Genomic DNA, 26,307 nt, shown 5'->3' with positions numbered 1-26,307 from the left:
ATCAGGCCTCCAGCATGCGGGCGGCTTCGTGGATCGCGCCACGAATGCGGTGATAGGTGGCACAGCGGCAGAGATTGCCCGACATGGCCGCGTCGATGTCGTCATCGTTCGGCTTGCGGTTCTGGCTGAGCAGGCCGACCGCCGAGATGATCTGGCCAGACTGGCAGTAGCCGCATTGCGGCACGTCGAGCTTGACCCAGGCGGCCTGCACGGCGGCGGCGACCTTGCCGTCGACGCCCTCGATGGTCACGACCGGCTTGCCGGCCGCGTCGCCGACGCTGGTCTGGCAGGAGCGGGTCGGCATGCCGTCGACCATGACGGTGCAGGCGCCGCACAGCGCCTGGCCGCAGCCGAACTTGGTGCCGGTCAGTTCGAGAACGTCGCGGATGGCCCAGAGCAGGGGCATGTCGGGATCGACGTCGAGTTCCCGGCGTTGCCCGTTGATGGTGAGGACTTGCATGATCGCCTCCGGATGATGCGGTGTCGAATGCCGGGCCGTCCGCGCGCAGGCGGTCCGGATCCGGCCGGAAAGAAAAGCGGCGGCGCGACCGTCGCCCGGAGCGCGCGCATGGCGTCATCGCTCCGGCAGGTTCCGATATGGCGTTGCGACCGGGACCCCGGTCCGGGGTCCGATCTGGGAAACGCGTCGGGTCGCGCGTCGACGGTCTGGATTCAAATCGCCAGCGCTGCAGGTTGGACCCTACGAAATTCTACGACATAATGGAAATCGATTGTCCCTATAGCTCGTATCGGTTGGATGGATAGCGGACGTGCTGCGCAATCTCGATCTGAATCTGCTCGTGTCGCTGGAGGCCCTGCTGGCCGAGCGCAACGTCACCCGCGCCGCCCGCCGGCTCGGGCTCAGCCAGCCGGCCCTGTCCGGTCAACTGGCGCGGCTGCGCGAGATGTTCGACGATCCGCTGCTGATCGCCGGTCCGCGCGGCATGATCCCGTCGGCGCGCGCGCTCGCCCTGCAGGAACCGCTGACGGAGCGGCTGGCCGGGCTTGCCGATCTCCTGGCCTTGCGGACCGGCTTCGCGCCCGAAACCGCCGAGGAGACCTTCCGGATCGCGGCGTCGGATTCCATGCAGGCGGTGTTCGGCGTGATCCTGCTCGCCCGCATCGCCGAGACGGCCCCGCGCACCCGCGTCGCGCTGATCCGTCCGATCGCCGCGACCATCGCCCGCCAGATGGCAGAGGGCGAGATCGACGTCCTGATCACGCCCGGCAAGTGGATCGAGAGCGACTGGCAGACGCGCCCGATCCTGGAGGAGCGCTTCGTCTGCGTCGTACGGGCGGATCATCCGGCCGCGCGCGCGCCGCTCGACCTCGACACCTTCTGCGCGCTCGACCACCTGCTCGTCTCGCCGGTCGGCGGCGGCTTCACCGGCGTCGTCGACGATGCACTCGCCGCAATCGGGCGCAGCCGGCGCGTGACCGTCTCGATCCAGGATTTCCTGGTCGCGCCGCCGCTGCTCGCCTGCACGGACTTGATCGCGACCGTGCCGAGCCGGGTGCTGCACGCCTTCGGCCCGGGCTTTGCCGCCCTGGAACCGCCGGTCGATCTGGCCGGCTTCACGGCAGTCGCCGCCTGGCACCCACGCACCCATCGCGACCCGGCGCAACAATGGCTGCGCGAGCAGATCGCCGACGTGGCCGCCCATCTCGACGAGGCGATCGCCGAATGCTGCGCGGCCGAGGCGGCCGAGACCGCACGGACCGTGCAGGCTGCGGGCCTGGAGCCTATTCGCGGTTGACCATGTGATGGGCGAGGCTTTCCACCTGCGGCACGATCAGCGCGGTCAGCTCCGGATCGGCGACCGTCTCGGCCCAGGCGCGATGGAAGCAGAGGAGCCAGCCGTCGCGCTCCTCCGCACCGATCGCGGCGACGAAATGCCGGCGGCGCAGCATCGGCGCGCCGCGCCGTTCGACGAACAGCGGCGGGCCGCCGAGCCAGCCGGTCAGATACCAGGTCAGCTTTTCGGCGCTGCCGGCGAGGCTCGGCGGATGGATCGCGCGGCAGGCGGCGGCCTCCGGCAGGGTGTCCATCAGGCCGTAGAAGCGCTCGACGAAGGCCGCGACGCCGGCCGCGCCGCCGATCCGCGCATAGGGCGTGGTGCGGTCCGCCTCGCTGTCCGCCCCGGTGGCGGGTCCCTTGTCCATGGCAGGTCCTCTCTCGATCGCGCCGACCATAGGTCGCCCCGCGCGGCCCCGAAAGCCTGAAGAAGTCCGGACCCGGCCGGCGGGGCGCCGCCCGGTGTCATCGGATCTTGCGCAAAATGCGAGCCAAGGTCGGCGCCATTCGTTAACGGATTCCGGCACCGGCCGTCTCCAAATGTTTCCAATTTACGTTTGGTTAAGGTGACGCTGCGGGAATGATGGCTCCATGGTCAGGGGGGGAATCATCCCATGGCACTCACGGCCGCAGCCGCCGCCAAGGCTCTACTCGCGATGCAGCGCTTCGGTCTCGGACCGAAGCCGGGGGGAATCGGCCGGATCGGCAAGGACCCGCTCAAGGCGCTCCAGAACGATCTCAACGGCAGTGCCGCAATCTCGACCTCGGGCCTGCCGACCTATGCCCAGGCGGCCGTGGCCGGGCAGAACTCGTTCGAAGAGGCCTATGCGTATTTCCAGAAGGAGTGCCAGGCCCGCTTCTCCAAACAGCTCGAGCCGGAAGTCGGCTTCCTGGAACGGCTCGTCCTGTTCTGGTCGAACCACTTCTCCATGTCGGCCTGGAAGTCCAACACGGTGTTGGGGACGATCGGGCAGTGGGAGCGGGACGTCGTGCGCAAGAACGTGCTCGGCAAGTTCTCGGACATGCTGATCGGTACCATGCGCCATCCGGCCATGATCGCCTTCCTGGACAACGAGAATTCGATGGGGCCGAACTCGCCGATCGGCCTGTCCTGGGGCATGGGCTACAACGAGAATCTCGCCCGCGAGATCCTGGAACTGCACACGCTCGGCGTCGGCGCCGGCTATACCGAGCTCGACGTGACCAATCTCGCCAAGATCATCACCGGATGGTCCTATGTGCGCGGCTGGGAAGCCGACAACAAATGGAACGGCGGCAACCAGCAGAACCGCGGCCAGTTCATCTTCCGCCCCGATTGGCACGAGCCGGGCGCGATCACGGTTCTCGGCAAGAGCTACACCCAGTCCGGCATCAACCAGGGCCTGACCGTGCTGCGCGATCTGGCGATCCATCCGAAGACCGCCGAGCACATCGCCTACAAGCTGGTGCTGCACTTCATCTCGGACAGCCCGACGCCCGAGATGGTCAACCCGGTCAAGACCGCCTTCCTGAATTCCGGCGGCAATCTGAAATCGACCGCGCTCGCCCTGATCAAGCTGCCGGCCGCCCTGACCGGCACGCCGACCAAGATCCGCACGCCCTACGAGCTTGCCGTCGCCCAGTTCCGCGCCTCGAAGGTGACCACCTGGGGTGACCGCGAATGGGCGGTGAGCGAGCCGCTGCGCGCGCTGAACCACATGCCCTTCGAGCGCCAGACGCCGGACGGCTATCCGGACGAGACGGCCTGGTGGCTGAACCCGGACGCCATGACCATAAGACTCGATACGGCGCAGCTCTTCTACGACGTGTTCTGGTGGAAGACGGCCCCGGTGCCGGCGACGCTCGGCGCGCAACTGTTCGATGTCGCCCTGTCGGCCCAGTCGAAGGCGCTGCTCGCCCAGACGACCGACAAGCGCAACGGCCTGACCAGCCTTCTCATGCTCCCCGAATTCCAGCGCAGGTGACCCATGTCGGATGATCATTTCCCCGCCGTCGATCCGCGCATTCTTCGGGCCGCCGCCGAGGGCTGCACGGAATCCCGCATCCTGATGAACCGGCGCCACATGCTCGGCGTCTCGGCGGGCTTCTTCGCCTGGGCCTTCGCGCCGAAATTCGCGGTCGCCGGATCGTCGACCGATCCGCGGCTGCTGCTGGTCATCATCCGCGGCGGCATGGACGGGCTCAACACCGTGGTGCCGTTCGGCGATCCGAACTACGCCGGCCTGCGCGGCGGCATCGCCATGCCGGCAGCGAGCACCATCCAGCTCAACTCGTTCTTCGGCATGCATCCCTCGCTGACCGCGCTCGGCAGCCTCTACGGCGCCGGCCAGGCCGCCGTGGTCCATGCCACCTGCACGCCGAAGCGCAACCGGTCGCATTTCGATGCGCAGGACAATCTGGAGACCGGCCTGCCGGCCGACGGCAACACCACCAACGCCACCGGCTGGTTGAACCGGCTCTTGACCGCGCTGCCGAGCGGCGACCCGATCCGCGTCGGCGGCGCGGTGCAGGTCGGCGAGGCCCCCGTGGTGCTGCGCGGGCCGGCCCCGGTGCTCGGCTGGTCGCCGACCTGGTTCTCGCATGTCAACCAGATCACGACCAACAACCTGCTCGGGGTCTACGATGCGGTCGATCCGGGCATGGCCGGTTATCTGCGCCGCGGTCTGACCGCCGACGCGCTCGCCGAGGCGGTCGATCCCAATGGCGGCAGCGAGGATATCAGCCAGTTGCGCAAGGCCTTTCGGGGCGCGGCGCGGATGATGCGGGTCGATACCGGGCCGCGCATCGCGGTCCTCTCGGTCGAGGGCTTCGACACCCATGTCGACCAGGGCGGCGCGACCGGGCAGCTCGCGACCCGGCTCGCCGAACTCGACGGCGGCATTGCCGACTACCGCACCGAGATGGCCGAGGCCTGGGCGCAGACGGTCGTCGTCTGTGTGACCGAATTCGGCCGCACCGCCGCCGTCAACGGCAATCTCGGCACCGATCACGGCGTCGGCACCGTCGCGCTGCTCGCCGGCGGCGCGGTCAACGGCGGCAATGTCTTCACCGACTGGCCCGGCCTCGCGCCGCAGAATCTCTACGAGCAGAGCGACCTCAACCCGACCACCGACCTGCGCTCGATCTTCAAGGGCGTGTTGCAGGACCATCTCGGTGTGCCGAAGACCCTTCTCGACGAAACCATCTTCCCGTCGAGCGCCTCGGTGCCGGTGCTGCAGAACCTGATCCGCTCGCCGGTCTCCGCCGACCAGATCGCCAAGAGCTCCCTGGTGACCGCGACGGCGAAGACCAAGGCCCTGCGTGGCAAGATGCAGGCGGGCTGGTCGGCGCCGACCCGGCCGGTCGACGCCAAATCCGCCGCGGGCCGCCGCAACCTCGGCGGTATCGCCAAGTATCGCCAGGCATTCCCCGAGGCCTGAGGGGGAGCGAACCGGCAGCCGGACCCTCTCGTCCGGCGGCCGGCGGACTGCCGGCGGGTTGCGCCGCTCCCGGGCGTCGGCCGCGCCCTGAACCCTCGCCCGCAGCCGCGCGGCAACCCAAAAGCAGAGCGGCCGGATGGGGAGACCCATCCGGCCGTCCTATCGATCGATCGTTCGCCCGGCCGGCGGACGGGTCGTCAGCGGGCTTCCTGCAGGGAACCGCTCGGGGTCCCGGCGCCGCCGATCATGCGGCGCAGCTTGCCGGCCACCTTGATCGCGAAGCCGACGAAGCCCGGGACGGTCCGGCGGAAGAAGGCGAGCTTGCGCACCTTCTTCTCGACATGCCAGCGGGCGACAGCGCCGCGCTTGAAGAAGATCACGTCGCCGGCGCCGAGCCGCTGCGGCGCCATGCCGTCGGCCTCGATGACCACCGAGCCCTCCAGGAAATGGATGGTCTCGTCGACATCGTAGTGCCACTCGAACTTGCCCTCGGTGCATTCCCACACGATCGTCGAGGCGGTGCCGTCGGCACTGGTCGACAGGATGGCGTTCGAGGCGACCGGATTGCCTTCATGGATCCAGGACGGCTCGATCGGAGAGGGCCGCAGCGGTCCGTCGGTTCGGGAAACGACAATCAACGGGTTGCTCATCGCGATGTCCTCAGAAGGCTGAACGGACAAGGTCTGCGCGCCTGCGCCTTAAGGCCGAATGAGCGGGAATGCTGATCGTGGCGTAAAGGTTAATTCTTAGTTCTGTATCTTGTCCAAGTGTAATGGTCCCGCCGCCTGGGCTGAAATCTTAATGCGCGGCCGCTAAGTTGGCCTGAACGTCTACTCCCTGGGTGCCTCCTTGATCAAATCCCTCCTCACGGGCTCGGCCGGCTTGTTCGCCATGCGCATTTCCGGCGCCGGCGTGGGTTTCCTCACCCAGATCATGCTGGCGAAGACCCTCGGCAGCCATGATCTGGGCATCTTCTATTCGGCGACCTCGCTGGCGACCGTCGCCGGTTTCGTCACGTCGATCGGCTATTCGCAGATCGCCTACCGCTTCTCCGCGCGCTACCGCGACGCCTCGAAGGCGCGACTGTTCAAGGCCTTCGTGTCGCGCGCCATGTTCGACGGGCTGGCCTGCTCGGTCGCCGCCGCGTTCCTGGTCGTGCTCGCCTGCCTGCTGGTGCCCGATCTCGACCCGACCACCCGCGTCGTCTATGCGGTCGCCGGCGCGACCATCGTTCCGGCCGCCTCGCTGGTGCTGAACACCAACCTGGCCGGGGCGATGCGCTTCTTCGGCTGGTGTTACGTCCCCGATGGCCTGGTCCGTCCGATCATCTTTCTGGGGCTGATCGTCGCCCTGGAGGCGTTCGTGCGCCGGCCGACCGGCGGCGAGGTGATGATCCTCTTCTCGACGCTGGTCACGGTTACCGCCCTGGTCGTCTTCCGGGCGCTGCAGCCGCATCTGCCGGCCATCGAGATGCCGCGCCCGGAAGAACGGCGGCTCGGTCAGCGCTGGCGGCGCGAGGCGCTGCCGCTGGTGCTGCTGTCGCTCTACACCAACACCTTCGCGGATGTGGCGATCCTGTTCGCGACGCCGTTCCTCAGCCAATCCGACATCGCCGTCTTCGGCGTCTGCCTCAAACTCTCGCTGCTGGTCGGCTATTTCGTGCAGATCGCCCAGCAGATCGCGATTCCCGATCTGGCCGATGCGCGCGGCAAGGGCGATCAGGCCGGCATGCGCCGCGCCGCCCGACGCTCCATCCTGTTGCCGCTCGCCTTCACCAGTGCAGCGGTGCTCGGCTGCTTCGTGTTGGGCCGGCAGGTCCTCGGTCTGTTCGGGGCCGAGTTCGGTACGGCGCGCGACGTGCTGGTCATCATGGTGGCGACGCAGGTCGTCCGCGCCATGGCCGGACCGAGCGCGCATCTCCTGACCCTGACCGGCGCCCAGCGCCTCAACGCCGCGCTGTGCACCGGCGCCCTGGTGGCGCTCTTCGCCGCCAATTGGGTGCTCGGGCCGCGCTTCGGTCCGGCGGGCGCCGCCTGGGCGGTGGTGATCAGCTATACCGGCTGGATCGTCGCCACCGCCGTCGCGGTCCGCCGCCTCGGCGAGATGCGCACGGACGTGGTCGCTCTGTTCCTGAACCGGCCGAGGGCAGCCGTCGCCCCAGTGTGCGGGGCGGTGCGCGAGGCGCCGGCGGAGTGAAGCGGGCGGCGGCGTCAGGCCGTCGCTGGCGGATCCGCTCGATGCAACACGGCACACACGAAAGCCGCCGGGAGGGGTCTCCGCGGCGGCTTCTTTCATGTCGGGGACTTGCAGCCCAGGCGACTGCAGGTCGGGCCGCCGGGGGTCAGGCGACCTTGGACAGCGGCCGGTCCAGGCCGATGAGGCGGGCCACCATGGCCTCGACGCTGGCGACCGAGCGGAAATTCTCCGGCGTCAGATCCTCGCGCGGGATCATCAGGTCGAAGCTCGCCTCGACGCCGAGCATCAGATTGACCATGTCGACCGATGCCAGGCCGGCATCGACCAGCGCGACATCCGGATCGATCGCCGGATTGCGGCCGGAGGCGGTCAGGATGGACCCGACCAGCGCCGTCACCTCGTCGCGGATCTGCTCTCTCGAAAACTGCGGCATTCATGCCTCCTGCGCAGCCCGGCCGGCCGCCGCGGCGCGCCGGGACTGATCCTGAGCCTTTAAGATAGCCTCAGTTGACGTCTCCCGGGTTTCAAAGCTGTTGCCTGCGCAGGAAATTCCGGACGTTTCTAGAAATTAATCTTAACGACTTACCAAATCCTCACGATTTTTACAGAATAGGACCGTTAACCAAGGCAAATCGTGATATCGGCATTCGAGCATTTCATCAGATTTTGGAAATGCCTTTGGTCGACAGTGCCTGCGCGTCAAAAGCGAAGTGGGAACGTGAACCGGTCGATCCTCCGAACGACCGGGAGGAGCGAGAATATGACGATCATCAATGTCCGCGAGGCGGAAACCCGCAGTCACATGCCGGTCGGCCCGGCCGCAGCCGGCTTCGCCGATGCGAAGGCTGACCTGGTGCGACGGACCGCCGAGGTGGCGGCGATCGCCGCGGCGCATGCCGATGCGGTGGATCGCGAGGCGAGCTATCCGGCGGCCGCCATGGCGGCCGCGCGCGAACAGCGACTGCTCGGCGTCCTGGTGCCGCGCGAACTCGGCGGCGAGGGCGCGTCCATCCATGACGTGATGGAGATGTGCTACACGCTCGGCCGCGCCTGTTCGTCCACGGCGATGATCGTCGCCATGCACCATGTCAAGGTCGCCTGCATCGTGCGCCATGGCCGCGGCCATGCCTGGATGGAAGGCATGATGCGTCGCATCGCCCGCGACCAGATGCTGATGGGCTCCTCGACCACCGAGGGCAACAATGGCGGCAATGTCCGCTCCAGCGCCGCGCCGGCCGAGGTTGCCGACGGCCGCTTCCACCTCGTGCGTGACGCCTCGGTCATCTCCTACGGCGCGGAATGCGACGGTATCGTCACCACCGCACGCCGCGCGGCCGATGCGGCCGGCTCCGACCAGGTGCTGGTCGTGATCGCCAAGGAGGACTATGCGCTCACCCCGACCCAGGGCTGGGACGTGATGGGTATGCGCGGCACGCGCAGCATCGGCTTCAAGCTGGAGGCATCCGGCTCCGCCGAGCAGATCGTCGCCGAGCCCTACGACCGGGTCCATACCCAGACCATGGTGCCCTTCGCGCATCTGACCTGGGGCTCCGCCTGGACCGGCGTCGCCGCCGCGGCGGTGGAGCGGACGCAGAAGTTCCTGCGCAAGGTCGCGCGCAGCAATGGCGGGCAGATGCCGCCCGGCGCCCGCCATTTCGGCCTCGCCAGGGCCTCGCTCGCCCGGGCGCGGGCGCTGCTCGCCGCCAATGCCGATCGCTATGCCGGCATCTACGAGGACGAGCGCGCGCTCGGCTCGCTCGAGTTCCAGTCGGCCATCGCGGGCCTGAAGGTCGATGTCTCGGATCTGGCTGTCGAGACCGTGATGGCTTCGCTCCGGGCCAACGGCCTGTCGGGCTATCGCAACGACGGCGAGTTCAGCGTCTCGCGCCATCTGCGCGACGTGCTCTCCGCGCCGATCATGATCCACAACGACCGCGTCGCCGCCAACATGGCCACCGCCAACCTGATGGCCGAAGTCGCGCCGAGCCTCCGGGCCTGACCCCGGATGCCCGCTCGTCCGATCCGCCTCCCGACCGCCGAGGGTTCCGTCCGATGAACATGATCGCCCCCAAGGGGTTCGCCTGCACGCCCGCCGATCCGCTCGATCCGCTCGCCGAGGTGCTGTTCCACAAGATGGGCGCGGAGGGCGTCTATGCCCGCACCGCGCTCTACGAGGGCATCGTCGACAAGCTGGCGGCGCTGATCTCCGGCCATCGGGAGGAGGGCACCGAGGTGTTCCGCTTCCCGCCGGTGATGAGCCGCAGCCAGCTGGAGAAGTCCGGCTATCTGAAGAGCTTCCCGAACCTGCTCGGCTGCGTCTGCGCCCTGCATGGCACCGAGCGCGAGATCCTCGACGCGGTCACCCGCTTCGACCGCGGCGGGACCTGGACCGACGCGCTTTCGCCGGCCGACCTCGTCCTGTCGCCGGCGGCCTGCTACCCGGTTTATCCGATCGTCGCCGAGCGCGGTCCGCTGCCGGCCGGCGGCCTGGTCTTCGACGTGGCGGCCGACTGCTTCCGCCACGAGCCGTCGAAGCATCTCGACCGGCTGCAGTCCTTCCGGATGCGCGAATATGTCATGATCGGCGCCCCGGACGATGTCGCCGCCTTCCGCGAGCGCTGGATGGAGCGGGCGCAGGGCATCGCCCGCGATCTCGGCCTGACCTTCCGGGTCGACACCGCCTCCGACCCCTTCTTCGGCCGCGTCGGCCAGATCAAGGCGGTCAGCCAGGTGCAGCAGGCGCTGAAATTCGAACTGCTCGTGCCGCTGCGCTCGGAGGAAAGCCCGACCGCCTGCATGAGCTTCAACTATCATCGCGAGCATTTCGGCGTGACCTGGGACATCAAGGACGCCAATGGCGAGCCGGCCCATACCGGCTGCGTCGCCTTCGGCATGGACCGCCTCGCGGTCGCCCTGTTCCACACCCACGGCACCGATCTCGCCCGCTGGCCGGCGAGCGTGCGGTCGCTGCTCGCCCTCTGACAGGCTGCCGGGAAGCATGCCGAACCCACCATTCTGTCATCCCCGGGCTTGTCCCGGGGATCCAGTGTGAAGGTCAAGTCCTTGAAAAGTCTGGATCCCCGGGACAAGCCCGGGGATGACAGCGTTCGAATGGCCCGCTTCCGATCGCGTTGCGACGCGCTTTCGGCGACCCTCTGAGGGTCGCGGCGACCCGGTTCGAGACGACCAAGGACGCGGGTCAGGCCAGGTGGCCGGGCCCGCGTTTTGCTGTCTGCACGACCGGACCTGAGCGGCCGGGTCCGCGCGCCCCTGCCTCCGGCGCGCGCGATGCCGCCGGGACGGCCTGCGCGCTTGATCTGGCGGGATCATCCGGTCCAAACTCGGCCGCGATCGAGGGGTGCGCGAGGCATCCCGGGATGCAGGTCGATCCTGCAAGTTCATGATCGGTCGACCCTTGCGGCAATGACCTGCCTGTCCGGACGTGGCCAGCCTCCCGACCCTCGAGCGACCCGACAGCCTGCCGGTCCGGGCGACCGCGTGGTGATACACCGCGTGGGGAAGGATCCGCGTCGCGGCGCAGCCGGAGCCCCGACCGGGCGCAGGTCGGCTCGGCGGGCGCCGCTGATCGCCAACCGCGAGGCCGCCTGATGGCCCGGCTCAGCCTTGAGCACATCGAAACCCTGGCGCTCGATGCGCTCGTCGCCTGCGGGGCCGACGGGACCGCCGCCGCCGCCGTCGCGCGGTCGATCCGCCGGGCTGAGGCGGACGGCATCGGCAGCGTCGGCCTCGGCTATCTCGGCACCTATCTCGGCCATCTCAAGACCGGCAAGGTCGACGGCCGCGCCGTGCCGGTGGTGACCACGCCGCGGGCGGGGGCGGTTCTCGCCGATGCCGGTCACGGCTTCGCCCATCCGGCCTTCGACCTTGCGCGCCCGCTGCTGGCGGCGGCGGCGCGGGCCAACGGCTGCGCCACGCTGGCGATCCGGCGGTCCTATTCGATCGGCGTGCTCGGCCATCCGGTCGAGGACCTGGCGCAGAACGGGCTGATCGCGCTGGCCTTCAGCAATTCGCCGCCCAATGTCGCGCCCTGGGGCGGCCGCAAGCCGCTCTTCGGCACCAATCCGCTGGCCTTCGCTGTCCCGAGGGCCGGCCGCGAGCCCCTGGTGATCGACATGGCGACCAGCCAGGTCACCAAGGTGACGCTGAGCGCGGCCGCCCGGGCCGGCCGGACCATCCCGCCGGACTGGGCCTTCGACGCGCAGGGGCAGCCGACCACGGATCCGGTCGCCGGCCTTGGAGGGTCGATGGCGCCGATGGGCGGCGCCAAGGGCGCGGCGCTGGCGCTGATCGTCGAGATCCTGGCGGCGGGCCTGACGGGCGCGAATTTCTCGCAGGATGCCTCGCCCTACGCGAAATCCGACGGGCCGCCGCCGGGTGTCGGGCAGTGCTTCGTCGCCTTCGATCCCGCCGCCTATGAGCCCGGATTCGAGGCGCGGCTGGAGGCCCTGGTGGCGTCCATCGTCGCCCAGCCGGGCACGCGCCTGCCCGGAGACCGCCGCCTGGAGGCCCGCCAGCGGGCCGAGACGGACGGCGTCGATGTCGACGACGCGCTTCTCGCACAGATCAGGACGATCCAGGCCTCATGAAGATCACAGCCATCCGCGCCACGCCGGTCAACATCCCGCTCGAGGCGCCCTATCTCTGGTCCTACGGCTCGCTGGCGGGCTTCTCGAAGACCATCGTCGAGGTCGAGACCAGCGATGGGCTGGTCGGGCTCGGCGAGGGGCCGTCGCCTGCCAATGCGGCGCTGATCGCCAACAGCTTTGCGCCGCGCCTGATCGGTCGCGATCCGATCGACATCCAGGCCTGCGAGGCGCTGTGCCTGCCGTCCTGGCGCGGCGTCTATACGGATGTCGACTTCGCCGGCATCCGCGCCTTCGGGGCGATCGAGATGGCGCTCTGGGATCTGCGCGGCAAGGCCTGGGGCCGGCCGCTTTCGGACCTTTTCGGCGGCCGCGTGCGCGATGCCATCACGTTCACGGACTATTTCGCCTTCCGCGAGGCCAAGGACGGCGTCGGCGGCGAGAGCGATCCGCAGGCGGTGCTCGACTACTGCCTCGGCCAGAAGGAGCGCTTCGGCACCACGATGTTCGAGGGCAAGCTCTCCACCGCCGACCCGAAGCCGTCCATCGAGACGCTGGCGCTGCTGCGCGACGGCCTCGGCCCGGAGGCGGTGTTGCGGGTCGATTCCAACAAGGCCTATTCATTGGCGACCGCGACGCGCATCGCGCAGGCGATCGAGCCGCTCGGCATCCGCTCCTGGGAGGATCCGGTCGCCACCTTCGAAGACATGGCGAAACTCCGCCGCCACACCGCGATCCCCTTCTCGGTGCACACGCCGGACCTGCGCCGCGCCGTGGCGCTCGGCGTGCCCGACGCCTTCTGCACCGACGTGAATGTCCATGGCGGCATCGGCCGGACGCTGAAATTCATCGCCGCCTGCGAGCAGATGGGCCTCGATTTCTGGTGCTATTCGGGCGATTCCGGCATCGCCAGCAGCGTCTACCTGCATCTCGCCGCCGCCTTCGAGCATATCCGCGAGCCGTCGCAGTCGCTGTTCCACATGCAGCCCTTCGACGTGATCGAGGAGGGCCCGCTGCGCCCGCGCAACAATCAGGTCCCAGTGCCGACCGGCCCCGGCATCGGCGTGACGCTGTCGCCGGATCGGCTGGCCTTCTGCCACCGCCATTTCGTCGACAACGGCCCCTTCAACAAGTTCCACGACCCCGACCGCCCCGACCGGTTCCGCCGCCTGCCGCTGTCGTGAGGCGTCCGGCCCGGCCGGATCCGGCCGGATCCGGCCGGCAGGACGGACGCGCATCGGCGGCGGGGCGCCCGTTTTCCGGCATACGCCCGGGCCGGGGTCGATCGGTATCCGCCTGGTCAGGCGGTGTTGCCGGCATCCACGGTCAGCACCGTGCCGGTGATGTTGCGGCCGCCGTCGCCGAGCAGGAATTCGACGGTGCGGGCGATGTCGTCGGGTTCCGGCAGGCGCCGCAGCGCGCTGCGGCCGGCGATCTTGGCGCGGCCGTCCTCGCCCAGGCCGCGCGTCAGTTCGGTCTCGACGAAGCCGGGCGCGACGACGTTGACGGTGATGCCCATCCGGCCGACTTCGCGCGACAGCGAGCGGCTGAAGCCTTCGAGCGCCGCCTTGGTGGCACCGTAGACCGAGAGGGCGTGATAGCCGGTCGAGCCGATGATCGAGCCCATATTGACGATGCGGCCTTCGCCGGCCGCCAGCATGTGGCGGACGACATATTTGGTCAGCACGATCGGCGCCTCGACATTGACCCTGAGGAGCTCGGCGATCTGGCTCTCATACATGGTCGCCAGCACGCCCTCCGTGCCGATGCCGGCATTGTTGACGAGGCCGTAGAGCGCGCCGACCTCTTTGCGCAGGTCGCGCACGAAGGCCGGGATGGCGGCGATCTCGTTCATGTCGAGGGCACGGAACCGGATCGGCCCCGCGCCGGCGACCTCTGCGGCCGCAATCGCGGCGGCGAGCTCGTCGCTCTCGCGCCGCGCCGTGGCGACGACGCCGTAGCCCGCCGCCGAGAGGCGGCGCACGATCGCCAGGCCGATGCCGCGGCTGCCGCCGGTGACCAGGACATTACGCAACGTTGCGCACCAGCTTGCCGGAGGGAGAGACCTCGATCGCGGGAACGATGGCGATCATGGCCGGAATCTTGTGGCCCGGGAGGGTGTCCCGACAGCCGGCCAGGATCTCCGCCTTGATCGCGGCGGTCTCAGTCGGGTCCGCCGGCCGGGTCAGCACCACGTCGGCCACGACGATCGAGCCGGTGATCGGGCTCTTGCGCGCCTTGACGCGCGACATGCGCACCAGCGGATGGCGGTTGATCGCCGCCTCGACCTCTTCCGGGTGCACCTTCAGGCCGCCGACATTGATGATGCCGCCGCGCCGGCCGACGAAGTGGTACCGGTCGCCGCGCCGCTCGACCATGTCGCCGGTGTCGACGAAGCCGTCCGCATCCATCAGGGCGCTCGCCCCGTCGCCGACATAGCCGAGCGCCGCCCGGCGGGAGCGGATATGCAGGACGCCGTAGACCACCTTCATCTCGACCGGGCCGGGCCGGCCGACATAGTGGGCCGGAAAGCCCTCCAGCCCGTCGTCGACCGCGAAGCCGACGCCGGCCTCGGTCGACGCATAGGCGTGGCCGATCGAGGCTTCGGGGAAGGTCTGGCGCAGGCCGTCGAGCACCGCCTGGTCGGCGATCTCGCCGGAGAGGCGGACATAGCCGGGCCGGAAGGACCCGATCGCCGAGCTCATCAGCGCCTTGCGCCAGTGCGACGGCGTGCCCGAGATGTGGGTGACGCCGCAACGGACCAGCCGCGCGATATGCGCAGCAAGATCCTCGCCGGGCGCGGACAGCACCAGCGAACCGCCGGCGATCAGCGCGCGCAGCAGGATCTGCAGGCCGCCATAGCGGCGGATGTCGTAGAAGGTCGCCCAGACAGGCGCGGCCGCGGCCGAGGGCGCGTCGCCGCCGATGGCGCCGGTCAGCGCGTCGAGCGTGTGGGCGACGATCTTCGGCCGGCCGGTGGTGCCGGAGGTCAGCATCAGCCATTCGGTGGCGACCGAGGCGCGGTCCGGCCGCGGCGCGGGAACCGGCGAGATGTCCGGGGCGATGACCGTGCCGACGCCCAGCGCCTGCCAGGCTTCGGGATCGTCGGTGACGACGGCGTCGATGCCGGCATCCTCGATCACCGCGGCGCGGTGCTCGACGGCGAGATCGGGCGGCGCCAGCAGGAGGCGGCGGACGAGCCCGTCCAGTTCGACCAGCGCCATGGCGGCGCCGAGCTGCGTCGCGGTCGCGATCAGCACCGCGCGGCCGGCGAGGTCATCGGCCCGGCCGCCCAGGACGGTGCCGCCGGCCATGGCGGCGAGCGTCACCGTCCGCGACGCGTCCGACAGGCTGCGCTCGGCGAGCCGCTGGCCGAGGCGGGCGACCAGCGGCCGCGGGTCAGGCTGCGACGGCATGGTCGTAGGACCGGATGAAGTCGCCGAGGGTGACGGGGAAATAGGCCTCCTCGGATGCCGAGAAGGGATCGATGCCGAGCTTGTCCTCCAGCCGCGCGACCAGGATCGCAAAGCACAGAGAATCCAGGCCGGATTCCAGGAGAACCAAGTCGTCAGACAAGGGCTTCAGAGTCTTCTTGTGGTCCGCCGCGATCTCTTCGATCAGGTTGGTAATCGTTAACCGTGACGACATTTCCTGCACCCCCGTTGGCGGTTCGAATACGACTGGACGATAGGTTGAAATCCTAAATTTGAAGTGACTTTGGGCCGATGGAAAAGCAAAGCACTACGGATACTCGGGTCCGCTGCCGGCCGATCGGAGATGCCGACATCGAGGCGGTCGCCGATCTGCTCGCGCGCGGCTTTGCGCCCCGGCCGCGGGCCTATTTCCTCGATGGGCTCCGGCGACAGGGCAGCCGGGCGGTGCCGGACGGCCTGCCGCGCTACGGCTACCTGCTGGAGACCGGCGGGGTTCCGGTCGGCGCCGTGCTGCTGATCTTCACCGGGCGGTCCGGCGAGGCCGGTCCGCGCTGCAACATCGCCAGCTGGTATGTCGATCCGCCCTATCGCGGCCATGCGGCGATGCTGTCCTCGATGGCGCTGCGCAACAAGCAGGCGACCTATCTGAACGTCACGCCCGCGCCGAGCACCTGGCCGATCCTGGAGGCGCAGGGCTACCGGCGCTATTGCAGCGGGCTGTTCGCGGCCGTGCCGTTGCTGTCGACGAACGGGGCCGGCCGGCGCGTCGAGACGGTCGCCCCGGGGGCGGCGGCGGTCGACGGGCTCGACGAGGCCGAGGCGCGGCTCCTCGGCGACCACGCCGGCTATGGCTGCCTGAGCCTGGTGGTGCGCGGCGCGCCGGGACCGTCGCCCTTCGTGTTCCTGCCGTTCCGCATGCGCAGCGGCCGCATTCCGCTGCCGGTGATGCAGCTCGCCTATTGCCGAAGCGTCGAGGATTTCGTCGCCGCCGCCGCCCCGCTTGGGCGGGCGCTGGCGCGGCGTGGCCGGTTCGCCGTGCTGATCGACGCGCTCGGCCCGGTGCCCGGGCTCGCCGGGTTCTACACCGAGCGGCGCGGCCGCAAATACGTAAAGGGGCCGGGCGAGGCGCGTCTCGCCGACCTGACCGATACCGAACTGGTGCTCTTCGGGCCGTGACCGATCCGGCCCCGCCGATCCGCCCCACGACCTGCCCCCATGGCCGCCCCACGACCTGCCGACCGGGAGACCGATCCATGCATGCCCCGCTTCAGACCCGCACCGCCGCCGAGGCCCTGGTCGCGCAACTGGTCGTCAACGGCGTCCGCCATGTCTTCTGCGTGCCGGGCGAGAGCTATCTGGCCGTGCTCGATGCCCTGGTCGACAGCGGCATCACGGTCACGGTCTGCCGCCACGAGGGCGGGGCGGCGATGATGGCCGAGGCGGTCGGCAAGGTGACCGGGCGGCCCGGCATCTGCTTCGTGACGCGCGGCCCCGGCGCCACCAACGCCTCCGCCGGCGTCCATGTCGCCCAGCAGGATTCCACGCCGATGATCCTGTTCGTCGGCCAGATCGAGCGCGCCTTCCGCGAGCGCGAGGCCTTCCAGGAGATGGACTATCGCGCCGTCTTCGGCAGCATGACCAAGTGGACGACCGAGCTCGACGACCCCGACCGGACGCCGGAGATCGTCAGCCGCGCCTTCTACACCGCCACCGCCGGCCGGCCCGGCCCGGTCGTGATCGCGCTGCCCAAGGACGTGCTGAAGGAACGCTGCAGCGCCCCCGACGTGCCCGCCTGCGCGCCGGTCGAGACCGCGCCGGGGGCTGAGGAAATGGCCGAACTCGCCGGGCTGCTGGCCGGCGCCGAGCGGCCGCTCTTCGTGGTCGGCGGCAGCCGCTGGACGGAGGCGACGCGGGCGGAAATGCATGAACTGGCCGAGGCCTGGGGGCTGCCGGTCGCCAATTCCTACCGCCGCGCGACCCTGTTCGATCCGCTGTCGCCGGTCTTCGCCGGCGATCTCGGGCTTGGCCCCAACCCGAAGCTGATCGCGCGTGCCAAGGCGGCGGATCTGATCGTGCTGGTCGGCGGCCGGCTCGGCGAGATCCCGTCGCAGGGCTACACGCTCCTCGATCTGCCGTCGCCGCAGACGAAGCTGGTCCACGTCCATCCGGGTGCCGAAGAACTCGGCCGGGTCTATCGCCCGACGCTCGCCATCCATGCCGCGCCGACCCGTTTCGTGCCGGCGCTCGCGCGCCTCGCCGTGACGCCGAAGCCAGCCTGGCGCGCGGAGGCCGAGGCCGCCCATGCCGACTATCTGGCCTGGAGCGGCACGGCGACGCCGCAGCCCGGTGCGGTCAATCTCGGCGACGTGATGATCTGGCTGCGCGAGAACCTCCCCGACGACACCATCCTGTGCAACGGGGCCGGCAACTACGCCTCCTGGATCCACCGCTTCTACCGTTTCCGCCGCTACATGACCCATGTCGCCCCGGCCTCGGCCTCGATGGGCTACGGCATGCCGGCGGCGGTCGCCATGAAGCGGCTCTATCCCGACCGCCCGGTCATCTCGGTCAACGGCGACGGCGACTTCCTGATGAGCGGCCAGGAATTCGCCGCCGCGGTGCAGTACCGGCTGCCGATCGTGGTGGTGATCGCCGACAACGGCCAATACGGCACCATCCGCATGCACCAGGAGCGCGACTATCCCGGCCGCGTCTCGGCGACCGAGCTGGTCAACCCCGATTTCGCCGCCTATGCCCGCGCCTTCGGCGGCTTCGGCGCCACGGTCGAGCGGACCGAGGATTTCCCGGCCGCCTTCCGGGCCGCGGAAGCCTCCGGCCTGCCGGCGATCGTGCATCTGAAGATCTCGCCCGACGCCATCCTGCCGGGCACCACGCTGACCGCCATCCGCGCCAAGGCCCTGGCCAGCCGGTGAGGTGAGGTCCTGCGGTGGCCTATCAGCCGAGATAGGCCCCGCCGTTGACGTGCAGGGTCTGGCCGGTGACGTAGCGGCCGGCGGGTCCGGCGAGCACGCGCACCATGGCGGCGACCTCGTTGGGCCGGCCCGGGCGGCCGACCAGCGGCATCGCCTGGGTGGGCGCGACGCCGGCGCTCGGGCCGCGGCGGGTCTCAATCACGCCCGGGACGACGCAGTTGACGGTGGTGCCCTGGGCCGCGAGGTCGTGCGCCAGCGCGCGGGCGAGGCCGGACAGGCCGGCCTTGGCGGCGACCACATGGGCGCGCCCGGCCGCCCCGGCATGGCCCGACATGCCGCCGATGACGACGATCGCGGCGCCGTCCGAGCTGGCGAGCAGCGGCGCGGCGGCGCGGGCGAGCCAGAAGGCGGCATCGAGATCGACCGCCATCACCTGCCGCCAGTCGGCCGGCTCCAGGTCGGCGAGCCGCGCGGCACCGCGCAGGGCCGCATTGTGGACGACGATGTCGAGCCGGCCGAAGGCGCCGACGGCCGCACGGACCAGGTCGCCTGCCGTCTCGGGCCGGGCGAGGTCGCCGAGCGCGAAAGTCGCCCGGCCGCCGGCGACCCGGATCAGCCGGGCGGTCTCCGCCGCCTCCGCCTCGGCGCTGCGCGCATGCGCCACCACCGCCGCGCCGGCATCGGCCAGAGCGAGTGCGATCGCCCGGCCGATATTGGCGGAGGCGCCGGTCACGAGGGCGACCCGGCCGGCCAGTTCGCCGCCGAAGCCGATCGGCGTCACGTCGGTCATGGGTTCACGTCGGTCATCGGGTGTCGCCCGCCCGTCAGCCGGCCGCGGCCGGCTGGAAGAACTCGGCCAGCCGGTTCTTCTGCACCTTGCCGGTCGTGGTCAGCGGCAGGTCGGCCTCCTTCACGAAGCGGAAGGCGCGCGGCAGCTTGTAGGCGGCGAGATTGCGCCGGCAGCGATCCATCAACTGGGCCTCGGAGATGTCGGTTCCCGGCTCGGCGACCACAACCGCGCCGATGATCTCGTCGCGCACCGCGTCCGGCACGCCGACCACATAGGCGACCTTGACGGCCGGCTCGGCCATCAGGATCTCCTCGACCTCGGCGGGGGCGACATTGATGCCGCCGGTCTTGATCATCTCCTTCAGCCGCCCGCGGAAGAACAGGTAGCCGTCCTCGTCCAGGAAGCCGAGATCGCCGGTGCGGAAATAGCCGTCCGGCGTGAAGGAGGCGCGGTTCTTGTCCTCGTCCTTGTAGTAGCCGATGGTGACGTAGCCCTTCATCTGCACCTCGCCCGGCTCGCCGACGCCGCGCGGTTCGAAGGTCTCCGGATCGACGATGCGCAGGTCGACGCCCGGCAGCGGCCGGCCGACCGAGGCGTAGCGCTTCTCCGGCGGGTCGAGCCGGCCGTCGGAGACGGTGCAATTGCCGTAGGTCTCGGTCAGCCCGTAGATGTGGCAGACCTCCGTGACGCCGAGCTTGATCAGCCGTTGGAACTGCTCCGGCGAACCGGTCGATCCGCCCGAGCGCAGAAGCGACAGATCGTATTTCGGCCGGTCGGGATGCTCGTCGAGCGCCTGGGCGATATTCGGCGTGCCGTAGAAGAGCGTGCAGCGCTCGCGCTCCAGAATGGCGAGCGCCTCGCCGGCGTCGAAATGCTCCTGCAGCACCGTGCAGGCGCCGTGGGTCAGCATGTTGAAGAGCGCGTTCTCGCAGCCGAGGCCCCAATAGAGCGAGACCACCAGCCAGAGGCGGTCCTGATCGGTGACGTGCATCCGCTCGCCGATGTTCCACATGTTCTCGATCAGGCCGAAATGCTGGATCTGGACGCCTTTCGGGGTTGAGGTCGAGCCGGAGGTGTAGAGGAGATAGGTCACGTCCTCCGGCGCCACTGCCGCCTCGGCCGCCGCCAGCACAGCGTCGGGTACCACGCGGCCGCGCTCGAAGATGTCCGCATAGGCGATCGAGCCCTTCGGCCCGGCCGCGCCGACATGGATGATGGTCTTCAGGCAAGGCAGGCTCTCGGCATGCGGCTCCATCTCGGCCAGCATGGCGACATAGTCGTATTTGAGGAACCGGTCGGCGACGACCAGCCCGTCGGCATCGGAATGCTTCAGGATGTAGTGCAGTTCGCGCGTCGTCACCCAGGTGTTGACCGCCACCATGATGCCGCCGATCGAGCAGATGGCGAGGTCGGCGACGACCCATTCGGGCTTGTTGCCCATCAGGATGGCGATCCGGCTGCCCTTGCCGAAGCCGAGCGCGATCAGGCCCTTGGCGAAGGCGCGGACCTCGTCGCGCAACGTCGCGTAGGTGTGGCGGACCGGGCCGGCGACGAGCGCCTCGTGGTCGGGATAGCGGGCGGCCTGTTCGGCGAGCAGGGCCGGCACGGTGCGGCTCGAAGGCATGGGCATCGGGGCGTCCTCAGGCGAGCGAATAGAAGCGGCGGGCATTGGCCCCGGCGATGGCGGCCGCCTCGGCGGGCGTGAAGCGGGTGCCCCAGCGGGCGGCCCGGGCCGGCAGGTCGCGGATGAAGCCGGTCCAATGCCGCAGTTCCGAGCGCTCGCCGGTGAAGCGGGCGCCGGAGGCCTGGTCGGAGGCGAACAGGATGCGCTCGATGCCGACCAGCCCGCGCCAGGTGGCGAGCCGGGCGACGAACTCGGCCTCGTCATGGCCGAGCGTCTCGTTCCAGTTGGAGATGTCGAGGACGCAGTTCGGCAGGTCGGCGATCAGCTCGGCGGCGCGCTGCCACCAATGCGGAAAGCCCGCATGGCAGAGCACGATCTTCAGGTCCGGCAGTTCGCGCGCCAGCCGCGCGACATGGACCGGATGGACCGGATTGGCCTCCGAGAAGTCGACGCCGGCGAATTCGGTCCAGACCCCGGTGCGGGTGTGGATCTGCACCGGCACGCCGAGGTCGGCGGCGAGCCGCATCAGCGGGCGGAACGCGTCGTCGGCGACCGAGAAGCCGTCCGGTGTGATCTCGCCGATGCCGACCAGGCCGCCGTCGCGGATCGCGCGACGGACGATGTCGAGATGGCCCGGGCGGCGGTGATCGACGCCGACATGGCAATAGAGCCGGCCGGGATGGCGCTTCTGCAGCGCGGCATAGTAGTCGATCTGCGCCTCGACGCCGGTCTCCGGCTCCTCGCCGAAGACCGGCGCGCCGACATCGATCATCATGATCAGCGAGGTGGCGACCCCGGCTGCATCCATGTTGGCGACGAACTGGTCGCCGTCCGGGTCGACGATGCCGGAGAGCAGCTTCGGCAGGATCATGTCCGGCTGACGGTCGGGCGCCTTGGCGGCCCAGCCCTCCGCCGCCCGCGTGAAGAAGGCCGGCGGCACGAAGCCTGCGCCCCAGATATGCGCATGCGAATCGACGAAATCCACGAGCGGTCTCCCTGCCCGGCATCTGCGGCCGGGTCGTTCCCGGTCGCGAGTGTTGGGCAAGTCGCCGGCGCGGACAACGGCCGCATCGGCCGTCCGCCGGTATAGCAGCTATAGGGGAGGGTGGGCCGGGGCGGGGTGGGCCGGTCTTGTCCCGGGCGGCGGATGGCGAAGAGTCTGGTGGAACGCTCCCCGATCTCCCAACGCATCCCCGGCCGGAGCGCCAGCGGAGAGCCGGGGCCTACTCCCATCGCGACTTGCCGCACGGCACTGCGTCGACTCGTGATTTTGACGCCGCTGCGAGGCGATTGGGTCCCGGATCGGCGGCCCTGCGGGCCTTGTCCGGGATTGCGGTTTCAGGGGGGATGGCGAGGAACGGGATGCCGCGGGCCGGCCCCGCATCTCGCGGCGCTTCGCCGCGATACCTCGAGAGGATTGACGATCTTGCGGCGCATCCCCGGCCGGAGCGTCAGCGGAGAGCCGGGGCCCACTCTCATCCCGACTTGCCGCACGGCACTCCGTTGGCGCGTGATCTTGACGCCGCTGCGGTGCGAGTGGGTCCCGGATCGGCGGCCCTTCGGGCCTTGTCCGGGATTGCGGTTTGGAGAAGGGGGCGCCCGTTCCATTTCTGCCGTCGGCGCGCCCGGAATGTTCCGTTCAGGCATCCGGGCGGTTGGATTTCGGCATCCAGATGCCGTCGTGGACCAGGTCGCGGACCAGCTGGGTGACGGTGCGGGCCAGCGCGCGGGTGGTCTGGGTCATCGGGCGCTGGGTCGAGGTGGCGAGCACCAGCTGGCGCGCCAGGCGCGGCTCGACGATCGGGGTGGCGACGAGCTGGCCGGAGGCGACCTGCCGGTGGACGCCGGCATAGGGCAGAACCGTATAGCCGAGCCCTTCCTCGACGAGGCCGAGACAGGCCTGGAAGCTGTCGATCTCGTATTCGACATTGAGCTCGACCTGATGCGCCGCCAGCAGGTTTTCCAGCAGGACGCGCAGGCCGTGCGGATGCGACGGCAGGATCATCGGCAGCCCGGCGAGGTCCTTGCCGGTGACCGGGCCGGCGCGCAGCGCGGATGGCGTGGCGGGCGGGCCGATCAGCAGCAATTCCTCCTCGATCAGCGGCTGGGTCAGCAGGGTCGAGGTCTTCGGTGCATTGTAGAGCACGGCCACGTCGATGCGGCCGGTCGACAGCCATTCGAGCACATGGCCGCTGTAGCCCTCCTGGACCTTGAGGCGGACCCGCGGCAGTTCCTTGCGGAAGCGCTGGATCAGCGGCACGGTCAGCACCGCTCCGGCGGTCGGCGGCAGGCCGATCACGATCTTGCCGGACGGGTCGCCGCGCATCTGGTCGATCTCGGCGGCCGCCAGCCGGGCCGTGTCGAGGATGGTCCGGGCGCGCGCCACGAAGGCGGTGCCGGCCTCGGTCAGTACGATGCCGCGGCCGTTGCGATAGAGCAGTTCGATGCCGAGTTCTTCTTCCAGGCTGCGGATCTGCCGCGACAGAACCGGCTGTGCGGCCGCCAGCATCACGGCCGCCTTGGAGAAGCTGCCGAGATCCGCCACGGCCAGGAAATATTTGAGCTGCTTCATCTCCATGGTCAGGGCCGCCTCCCAGCGTTGCCGCGCCTTATCGTTCGAATATATCAGCTAGCGCGGCGCGACAGCTTATCGGGCGTTCGGGTCCGGGTACCATGCAGTCCGAACCCATCGGCCATGCAACGGACGAGGATGGACGTGCTCGACACCCCGACTTCAACGCCCCAGGATTCGCTGCGCGACCACATCCGCGATGCCGTGAAAGCCCTGTGCGAGCGCTTTCCCGGCCCCTATTGGCGCGAGGTCGACGGCGAACGACGCTATCCCGGCGAGTTCGTCGCCGCCATGACCGAAGCGGGCTATCTCTCGGCCTTGATCCCCGAGGCTTTCGGCGGCTCGGGGCTCGGCGTCACCGAGGCGGCGACCATCCTGGAGACCGTCCACAGCATGGGCTGCAACGGCGCCGCCTGCCACGCGCAGATGTATGTCATGGGCATCATCCTGCGCCACGGCAATGCCGAGCAGAAGCAGCGCTGGCTGCCCGCCATCGCCCGCGGCGACCTGCGCCTGCAGGCCTTCGGTGTGACCGAGCCGACCGCCGGCACCGACACGACCTCGATCGCGACCACGGCCGTGCGCCGGGGCGACCGCTATGTCGTCAACGGCCAGAAGATCTGGACCTCGCGGGCGGAGCATTCCGACCTGATGGTGCTCCTGGCCCGCACCACGCCGCAGGCCGAGGTCAGGAAGCGCTCGGAGGGCCTGTCGATCCTGGTCGTCGACATGCGCGAAGCGGTCGGCCGCGGCATGACCATCCGGCCGATCCGGACCATGATGAACCATGCCACCACCGAGGTGTTCTTCGAGAATCTCGAGGTCCCGGCCGACCATCTGATCGGCGAGGAGGGGCGCGGGTTCAAGTATGTGCTCGACGGCATGAATGCCGAGCGCCTGCTGATCGCCGCCGAGTGCATCGGCGACGCCACTTGGTTCATCGACAAGGCCTCCGCCTATGCCTCCGAGCGGGTCGTGTTCGGCCGCCCGATCGGCCAGAACCAGGGCGTCCAGTTCCCGATCGCGCGCGCCTATGCGGAGATGTCGGCGGCCCGGCTGATGGTCTACGAGGGCGCGCGCCGCTACGATGCCGGCGAGGCTTGCGGCAAGGAGGCCAACATGGCCAAGCTGCTGGCCTCGGAAGCCGCGTGGCATGCCGCCGAGGCCTGCCTGCAGAGCCATGGCGGCTTCGGCTTCGCCGAGGAATATGACGTGGAGCGCAAGTTCCGCGAGACCCGCCTCTATCAGGTCGCCCCGATCTCCACCAACCTGATCCTCGCCTATATCGGCGAACACGTCCTCGGCATGCCGCGCAGCTATTGAGCGGACCCGGACGTCGCCCCCGGCCTGTCCCCGCCGCAGCGCGGCGGGGACCGATGCGGCTCAGAGCATCTGCTTCAGGGCTTCCAGCAGATAGGGGCGGAAGTCGCGGTAGTTTTCGATCATCGGGAAGTGCCCCATGCCCTCCATGATGGTCAGCGAGGCGCCCGGGATCGAGGCGGCGGCCTGCTCTGTCTGTTCGGGCGTGCAGCTATAGTCGTATTCGCCTGTCAGCAGCGCGACGCGGCAGCGGGCGGTGTCGATCGTCTTGATGTCCTCGCGCGCGTCCCAGTCGAGGCTGTAATAGTGCACGTCGCCCTGGTAGACGCCGGGGCCGGACTGCGAATAGTACCACCAGTTCTCGCGCCGGCTGGCCTCCGGCGAGGTCGGTGCGTTGAGGCCGTAGGTGTAGCTGGCGCAGAGCTCGCCGCCGTGGATGGCGGGATGGTGCAGCAGCTCGTTGTAGCGGCCGGGCGCATAGGCGGCACTCTCCAGGCCGACGATGCCGGTCAGTTCGTCCTGGTAGTCGGCCGCGACCTTGAGCACGATCGCCCCGCCCATCGAGCAGCCGAGCACGACCGGGCGGTCGAGGCCGAGCGCCTGCCAGACGGCCCGGATCGTCGCCAGATAGCCGGCCGTGGTCAGCCGGTAGCGGGTCAGCCACCATTCGTCCGGCGGGTTGGAGCGGCCGTGCCAGGGCATGTCGAAGGCGATCACCCGGAAGCGCTCGGTGACCCAGGCGTCGTTCAGGAGATGGCGGTACTGGCGGCTGTCGGCCCCGGCCGTGTGCAGGCAGAGCAGCGGCAGGCCCCGGCCGGCCTCTTCGAGGAAGATGCGGTGGTCGACGCCGTCGATCGCGACCGTCAGGTAGCGCCCGGCAATGGGTTCGAAATCAGGCATCGGGCGCCCCCGTCTCGCGCATGATGTTCATCATCCGGTGCAGCGCCCGGGCATTCTGCATGGCGGCGAGGCTGTCGCCCTCCAGCACGAAGGCCGGCACCCGCATCAGCATGGCGAAGAAGTCGTGGTAGAGCGGCGGCGGGTTGGGCGACAGGAACTTCGCCCAGACCTCGACCGGCGCGCGGAAGCCGAAGGTCGCACGGACGTCGAATCGCGGTGCGACGACGACCTCCGCGATCCGGCCCTCGACCACCTTCACGGCGTGGCGGTTGTCTCCGAAGGTGAGCATGAAGGTCGCGGTGAACCAGCGACCGATGACGCCGAGTTCCCGGTCGGCATTCACGCGCGACCGGTATCGCTCCAACCAGTCCGGGCCCGGATAGGGGCCGGCTACTGCCGACATGGCGCTTTCCTCCCGATTTTCTTGCAGGACAGGACGGACGCTAGCGCCGCCGTCGCGGCAATTCGACCGATAACAGGTATTCCGGGCGCGACAGCGGCTCCGACCCGGTCGCCCGCTCCGCCGCCGCCACGTCTCCGAACGCCGCCGACGCGGAAAAGGTCTTGAATGCGGGCGCGAAACCCACTAAGCGACTGCCCGGTTCGTTTCCGGCCCGGCCGGACCCCGTGTAGGACAGGACGACGATGGCCAAAGAGAAATTCAACCGCGACAAGCCGCACTGCAACATCGGGACGATCGGTCACGTCGACCACGGGAAG

General features: G+C 69.5%; 24 protein-coding genes. 11 read left to right on the top strand and 13 right to left on the bottom strand.

Annotated features, from left to right (window positions below; genetic code table 11):
* Nucleotide 1: 1 nt before the first annotated feature.
* Entirely contained in the window at nt 2-460 is a 459-nt protein-coding gene (locus tag KL771_RS12825) for a (2Fe-2S)-binding protein (protein WP_261968954.1), read from the bottom strand.
* A gap of 310 nt (nt 461-770) precedes the next feature.
* Between KL771_RS12825 and KL771_RS12820 the strand changes: the two genes are divergently transcribed.
* Complete coding sequence (locus KL771_RS12820; RefSeq protein WP_261968953.1) at nt 771-1,757, top strand: LysR family transcriptional regulator; 987 nt, start codon at nt 771-773, stop codon at nt 1,755-1,757.
* On the opposite strand, the gene KL771_RS12815 is transcribed toward KL771_RS12820, so the two are convergent.
* On the bottom strand, nt 1,744-2,163 hold the full coding sequence (locus KL771_RS12815; protein ID WP_261968952.1) for a group II truncated hemoglobin: 420 nt from the start codon (nt 2,161-2,163) through the stop codon (nt 1,744-1,746). The genes KL771_RS12820 and KL771_RS12815 overlap by 14 nt on opposite strands.
* 246 nt (nt 2,164-2,409) lie before the next feature.
* Between KL771_RS12815 and KL771_RS12810 the strand changes: the two genes are divergently transcribed.
* Nucleotides 2,410-3,759, top strand: a complete 1,350-nt coding sequence (locus tag KL771_RS12810) for a DUF1800 domain-containing protein (protein ID WP_261968951.1) — start codon at nt 2,410-2,412, stop codon at nt 3,757-3,759.
* 3 nt (nt 3,760-3,762) lie between these two features.
* Nucleotides 3,763-5,214, top strand: coding sequence for a DUF1501 domain-containing protein (locus KL771_RS12805; RefSeq protein ID WP_261968950.1), 1,452 nt, complete (start codon nt 3,763-3,765; stop codon nt 5,212-5,214).
* A 197-nt stretch (nt 5,215-5,411) separates the two neighbouring features.
* Here KL771_RS12805 and KL771_RS12800 read toward each other — a convergent pair whose 3' ends face one another.
* Nucleotides 5,412-5,864 carry a cupin domain-containing protein gene (locus tag KL771_RS12800; protein ID WP_261968949.1) on the bottom strand — a complete coding sequence of 151 codons (453 nt, stop codon included), beginning with the start codon at nt 5,862-5,864 and terminating at the stop codon, nt 5,412-5,414.
* 199 nt (nt 5,865-6,063) lie between these two features.
* Here KL771_RS12800 and KL771_RS12795 point away from each other — a divergent pair, with 199 nt between their 5' ends.
* A complete protein-coding gene (locus KL771_RS12795) occupies nt 6,064-7,410 on the top strand; it encodes a lipopolysaccharide biosynthesis protein (RefSeq protein ID WP_261968948.1) in 1,347 nt (448 codons plus the stop codon).
* Between the two features lie 145 nt (nt 7,411-7,555).
* On the opposite strand, the gene KL771_RS12790 is transcribed toward KL771_RS12795, so the two are convergent.
* Nucleotides 7,556-7,843: a phosphopantetheine-binding protein gene (locus KL771_RS12790; protein ID WP_261968947.1), complete on the bottom strand. Its 288-nt coding sequence runs from the start codon at nt 7,841-7,843 to the stop codon at nt 7,556-7,558.
* 327 nt (nt 7,844-8,170) lie between these two features.
* On the opposite strand from KL771_RS12790, the gene KL771_RS12785 reads away from it, so the two are divergent.
* The 4 genes from KL771_RS12785 to KL771_RS12770 all read left to right on the top strand — a co-directional run bounded on the left by KL771_RS12785 (nt 8,171) and on the right by KL771_RS12770 (nt 13,198).
* Nucleotides 8,171-9,409: an acyl-CoA dehydrogenase family protein gene (locus tag KL771_RS12785; protein ID WP_390866678.1), complete on the top strand. Its 1,239-nt coding sequence runs from the start codon at nt 8,171-8,173 to the stop codon at nt 9,407-9,409.
* A 53-nt stretch (nt 9,410-9,462) separates the two neighbouring features.
* Complete coding sequence (locus tag KL771_RS12780; RefSeq protein ID WP_261968946.1) at nt 9,463-10,392, top strand: amino acid--[acyl-carrier-protein] ligase; 930 nt, start codon at nt 9,463-9,465, stop codon at nt 10,390-10,392.
* Nucleotides 10,393-11,018: 626 nt separating this feature from the next.
* Complete coding sequence (locus KL771_RS12775) at nt 11,019-12,017, top strand: Ldh family oxidoreductase (protein ID WP_261968945.1); 999 nt, start codon at nt 11,019-11,021, stop codon at nt 12,015-12,017.
* Complete coding sequence (locus KL771_RS12770; RefSeq protein WP_261968944.1) at nt 12,014-13,198, top strand: mandelate racemase/muconate lactonizing enzyme family protein; 1,185 nt, start codon at nt 12,014-12,016, stop codon at nt 13,196-13,198. Before KL771_RS12775 ends, KL771_RS12770 begins: the two co-directional genes overlap by 4 nt.
* Before the next feature lie 116 nt (nt 13,199-13,314).
* Here KL771_RS12770 and KL771_RS12765 read toward each other — a convergent pair whose 3' ends face one another.
* The 3 genes from KL771_RS12765 to KL771_RS12755 are packed head-to-tail and all read right to left on the bottom strand — an operon-like array spanning nt 13,315 to nt 15,662.
* Nucleotides 13,315-14,049 carry an SDR family NAD(P)-dependent oxidoreductase gene (locus tag KL771_RS12765; RefSeq protein WP_261968943.1) on the bottom strand — a complete coding sequence of 245 codons (735 nt, stop codon included), beginning with the start codon at nt 14,047-14,049 and terminating at the stop codon, nt 13,315-13,317.
* Nucleotides 14,042-15,430 (bottom strand): ANL family adenylate-forming protein, encoded by a 1,389-nt coding sequence (locus tag KL771_RS12760; RefSeq protein WP_261968942.1) that lies wholly within the window; start codon nt 15,428-15,430, stop codon nt 14,042-14,044. Before KL771_RS12760 ends, KL771_RS12765 begins: the two co-directional genes overlap by 8 nt.
* Nucleotides 15,414-15,662, bottom strand: coding sequence for an acyl carrier protein (locus KL771_RS12755; protein ID WP_261968941.1), 249 nt, complete (start codon nt 15,660-15,662; stop codon nt 15,414-15,416). The genes KL771_RS12760 and KL771_RS12755 overlap by 17 nt, the downstream gene beginning before the upstream one ends.
* A 77-nt stretch (nt 15,663-15,739) precedes the next feature.
* On the opposite strand from KL771_RS12755, the gene KL771_RS12750 reads away from it, so the two are divergent.
* Both KL771_RS12750 and KL771_RS12745 read left to right on the top strand, forming a co-directional pair.
* Nucleotides 15,740-16,624, top strand: coding sequence for an acyl-CoA acyltransferase (locus KL771_RS12750; protein ID WP_261968940.1), 885 nt, complete (start codon nt 15,740-15,742; stop codon nt 16,622-16,624).
* Nucleotides 16,625-16,701: 77 nt separating this feature from the next.
* Complete coding sequence (locus tag KL771_RS12745) at nt 16,702-18,381, top strand: thiamine pyrophosphate-binding protein (protein WP_261968939.1); 1,680 nt, start codon at nt 16,702-16,704, stop codon at nt 18,379-18,381.
* Nucleotides 18,382-18,403: 22 nt separating this feature from the next.
* Here the strand turns inward: KL771_RS12745 and KL771_RS12740 are convergent, their stop codons facing one another.
* From KL771_RS12740 to KL771_RS12725, 4 genes are all read right to left on the bottom strand, one after another.
* On the bottom strand, nt 18,404-19,171 hold the full coding sequence (locus KL771_RS12740) for an SDR family oxidoreductase (protein ID WP_261968938.1): 768 nt from the start codon (nt 19,169-19,171) through the stop codon (nt 18,404-18,406).
* 34 nt (nt 19,172-19,205) lie between these two features.
* Nucleotides 19,206-20,801 (bottom strand): class I adenylate-forming enzyme family protein, encoded by a 1,596-nt coding sequence (locus KL771_RS12735; RefSeq protein ID WP_261968937.1) that lies wholly within the window; start codon nt 20,799-20,801, stop codon nt 19,206-19,208.
* Nucleotides 20,802-20,811: 10 nt separating this feature from the next.
* Nucleotides 20,812-21,780 carry an amidohydrolase family protein gene (locus tag KL771_RS12730; protein ID WP_261968936.1) on the bottom strand — a complete coding sequence of 323 codons (969 nt, stop codon included), beginning with the start codon at nt 21,778-21,780 and terminating at the stop codon, nt 20,812-20,814.
* 654 nt (nt 21,781-22,434) lie between these two features.
* Nucleotides 22,435-23,373 carry a LysR family transcriptional regulator gene (locus KL771_RS12725; RefSeq protein ID WP_261968935.1) on the bottom strand — a complete coding sequence of 313 codons (939 nt, stop codon included), beginning with the start codon at nt 23,371-23,373 and terminating at the stop codon, nt 22,435-22,437.
* Nucleotides 23,374-23,505: 132 nt separating this feature from the next.
* On the opposite strand from KL771_RS12725, the gene KL771_RS12720 reads away from it, so the two are divergent.
* Nucleotides 23,506-24,690, top strand: coding sequence for an acyl-CoA dehydrogenase family protein (locus KL771_RS12720; RefSeq protein ID WP_261969283.1), 1,185 nt, complete (start codon nt 23,506-23,508; stop codon nt 24,688-24,690).
* Between the two features lie 60 nt (nt 24,691-24,750).
* Here the strand turns inward: KL771_RS12720 and KL771_RS12715 are convergent, their stop codons facing one another.
* Together KL771_RS12715 and KL771_RS12710 are read right to left on the bottom strand one after the other, a co-directional pair.
* Nucleotides 24,751-25,587 (bottom strand): alpha/beta fold hydrolase, encoded by an 837-nt coding sequence (locus KL771_RS12715; RefSeq protein ID WP_261968934.1) that lies wholly within the window; start codon nt 25,585-25,587, stop codon nt 24,751-24,753.
* Entirely contained in the window at nt 25,580-25,990 is a 411-nt protein-coding gene (locus KL771_RS12710) for a hypothetical protein (RefSeq protein ID WP_261968933.1), read from the bottom strand. The genes KL771_RS12715 and KL771_RS12710 overlap by 8 nt, the downstream gene beginning before the upstream one ends.
* Between the last annotated feature and the right edge of the window lie 317 nt (nt 25,991-26,307).

Source organism: Prosthecodimorpha staleyi, from assembly GCF_018729455.1.
Taxonomy (GTDB): Bacteria; Pseudomonadota; Alphaproteobacteria; order Rhizobiales; family Ancalomicrobiaceae; genus Prosthecodimorpha; species Prosthecodimorpha staleyi.
Note: the sequence above shows the minus strand (reverse complement) of the source record. Positions and strands in the feature narration are given on the sequence as shown.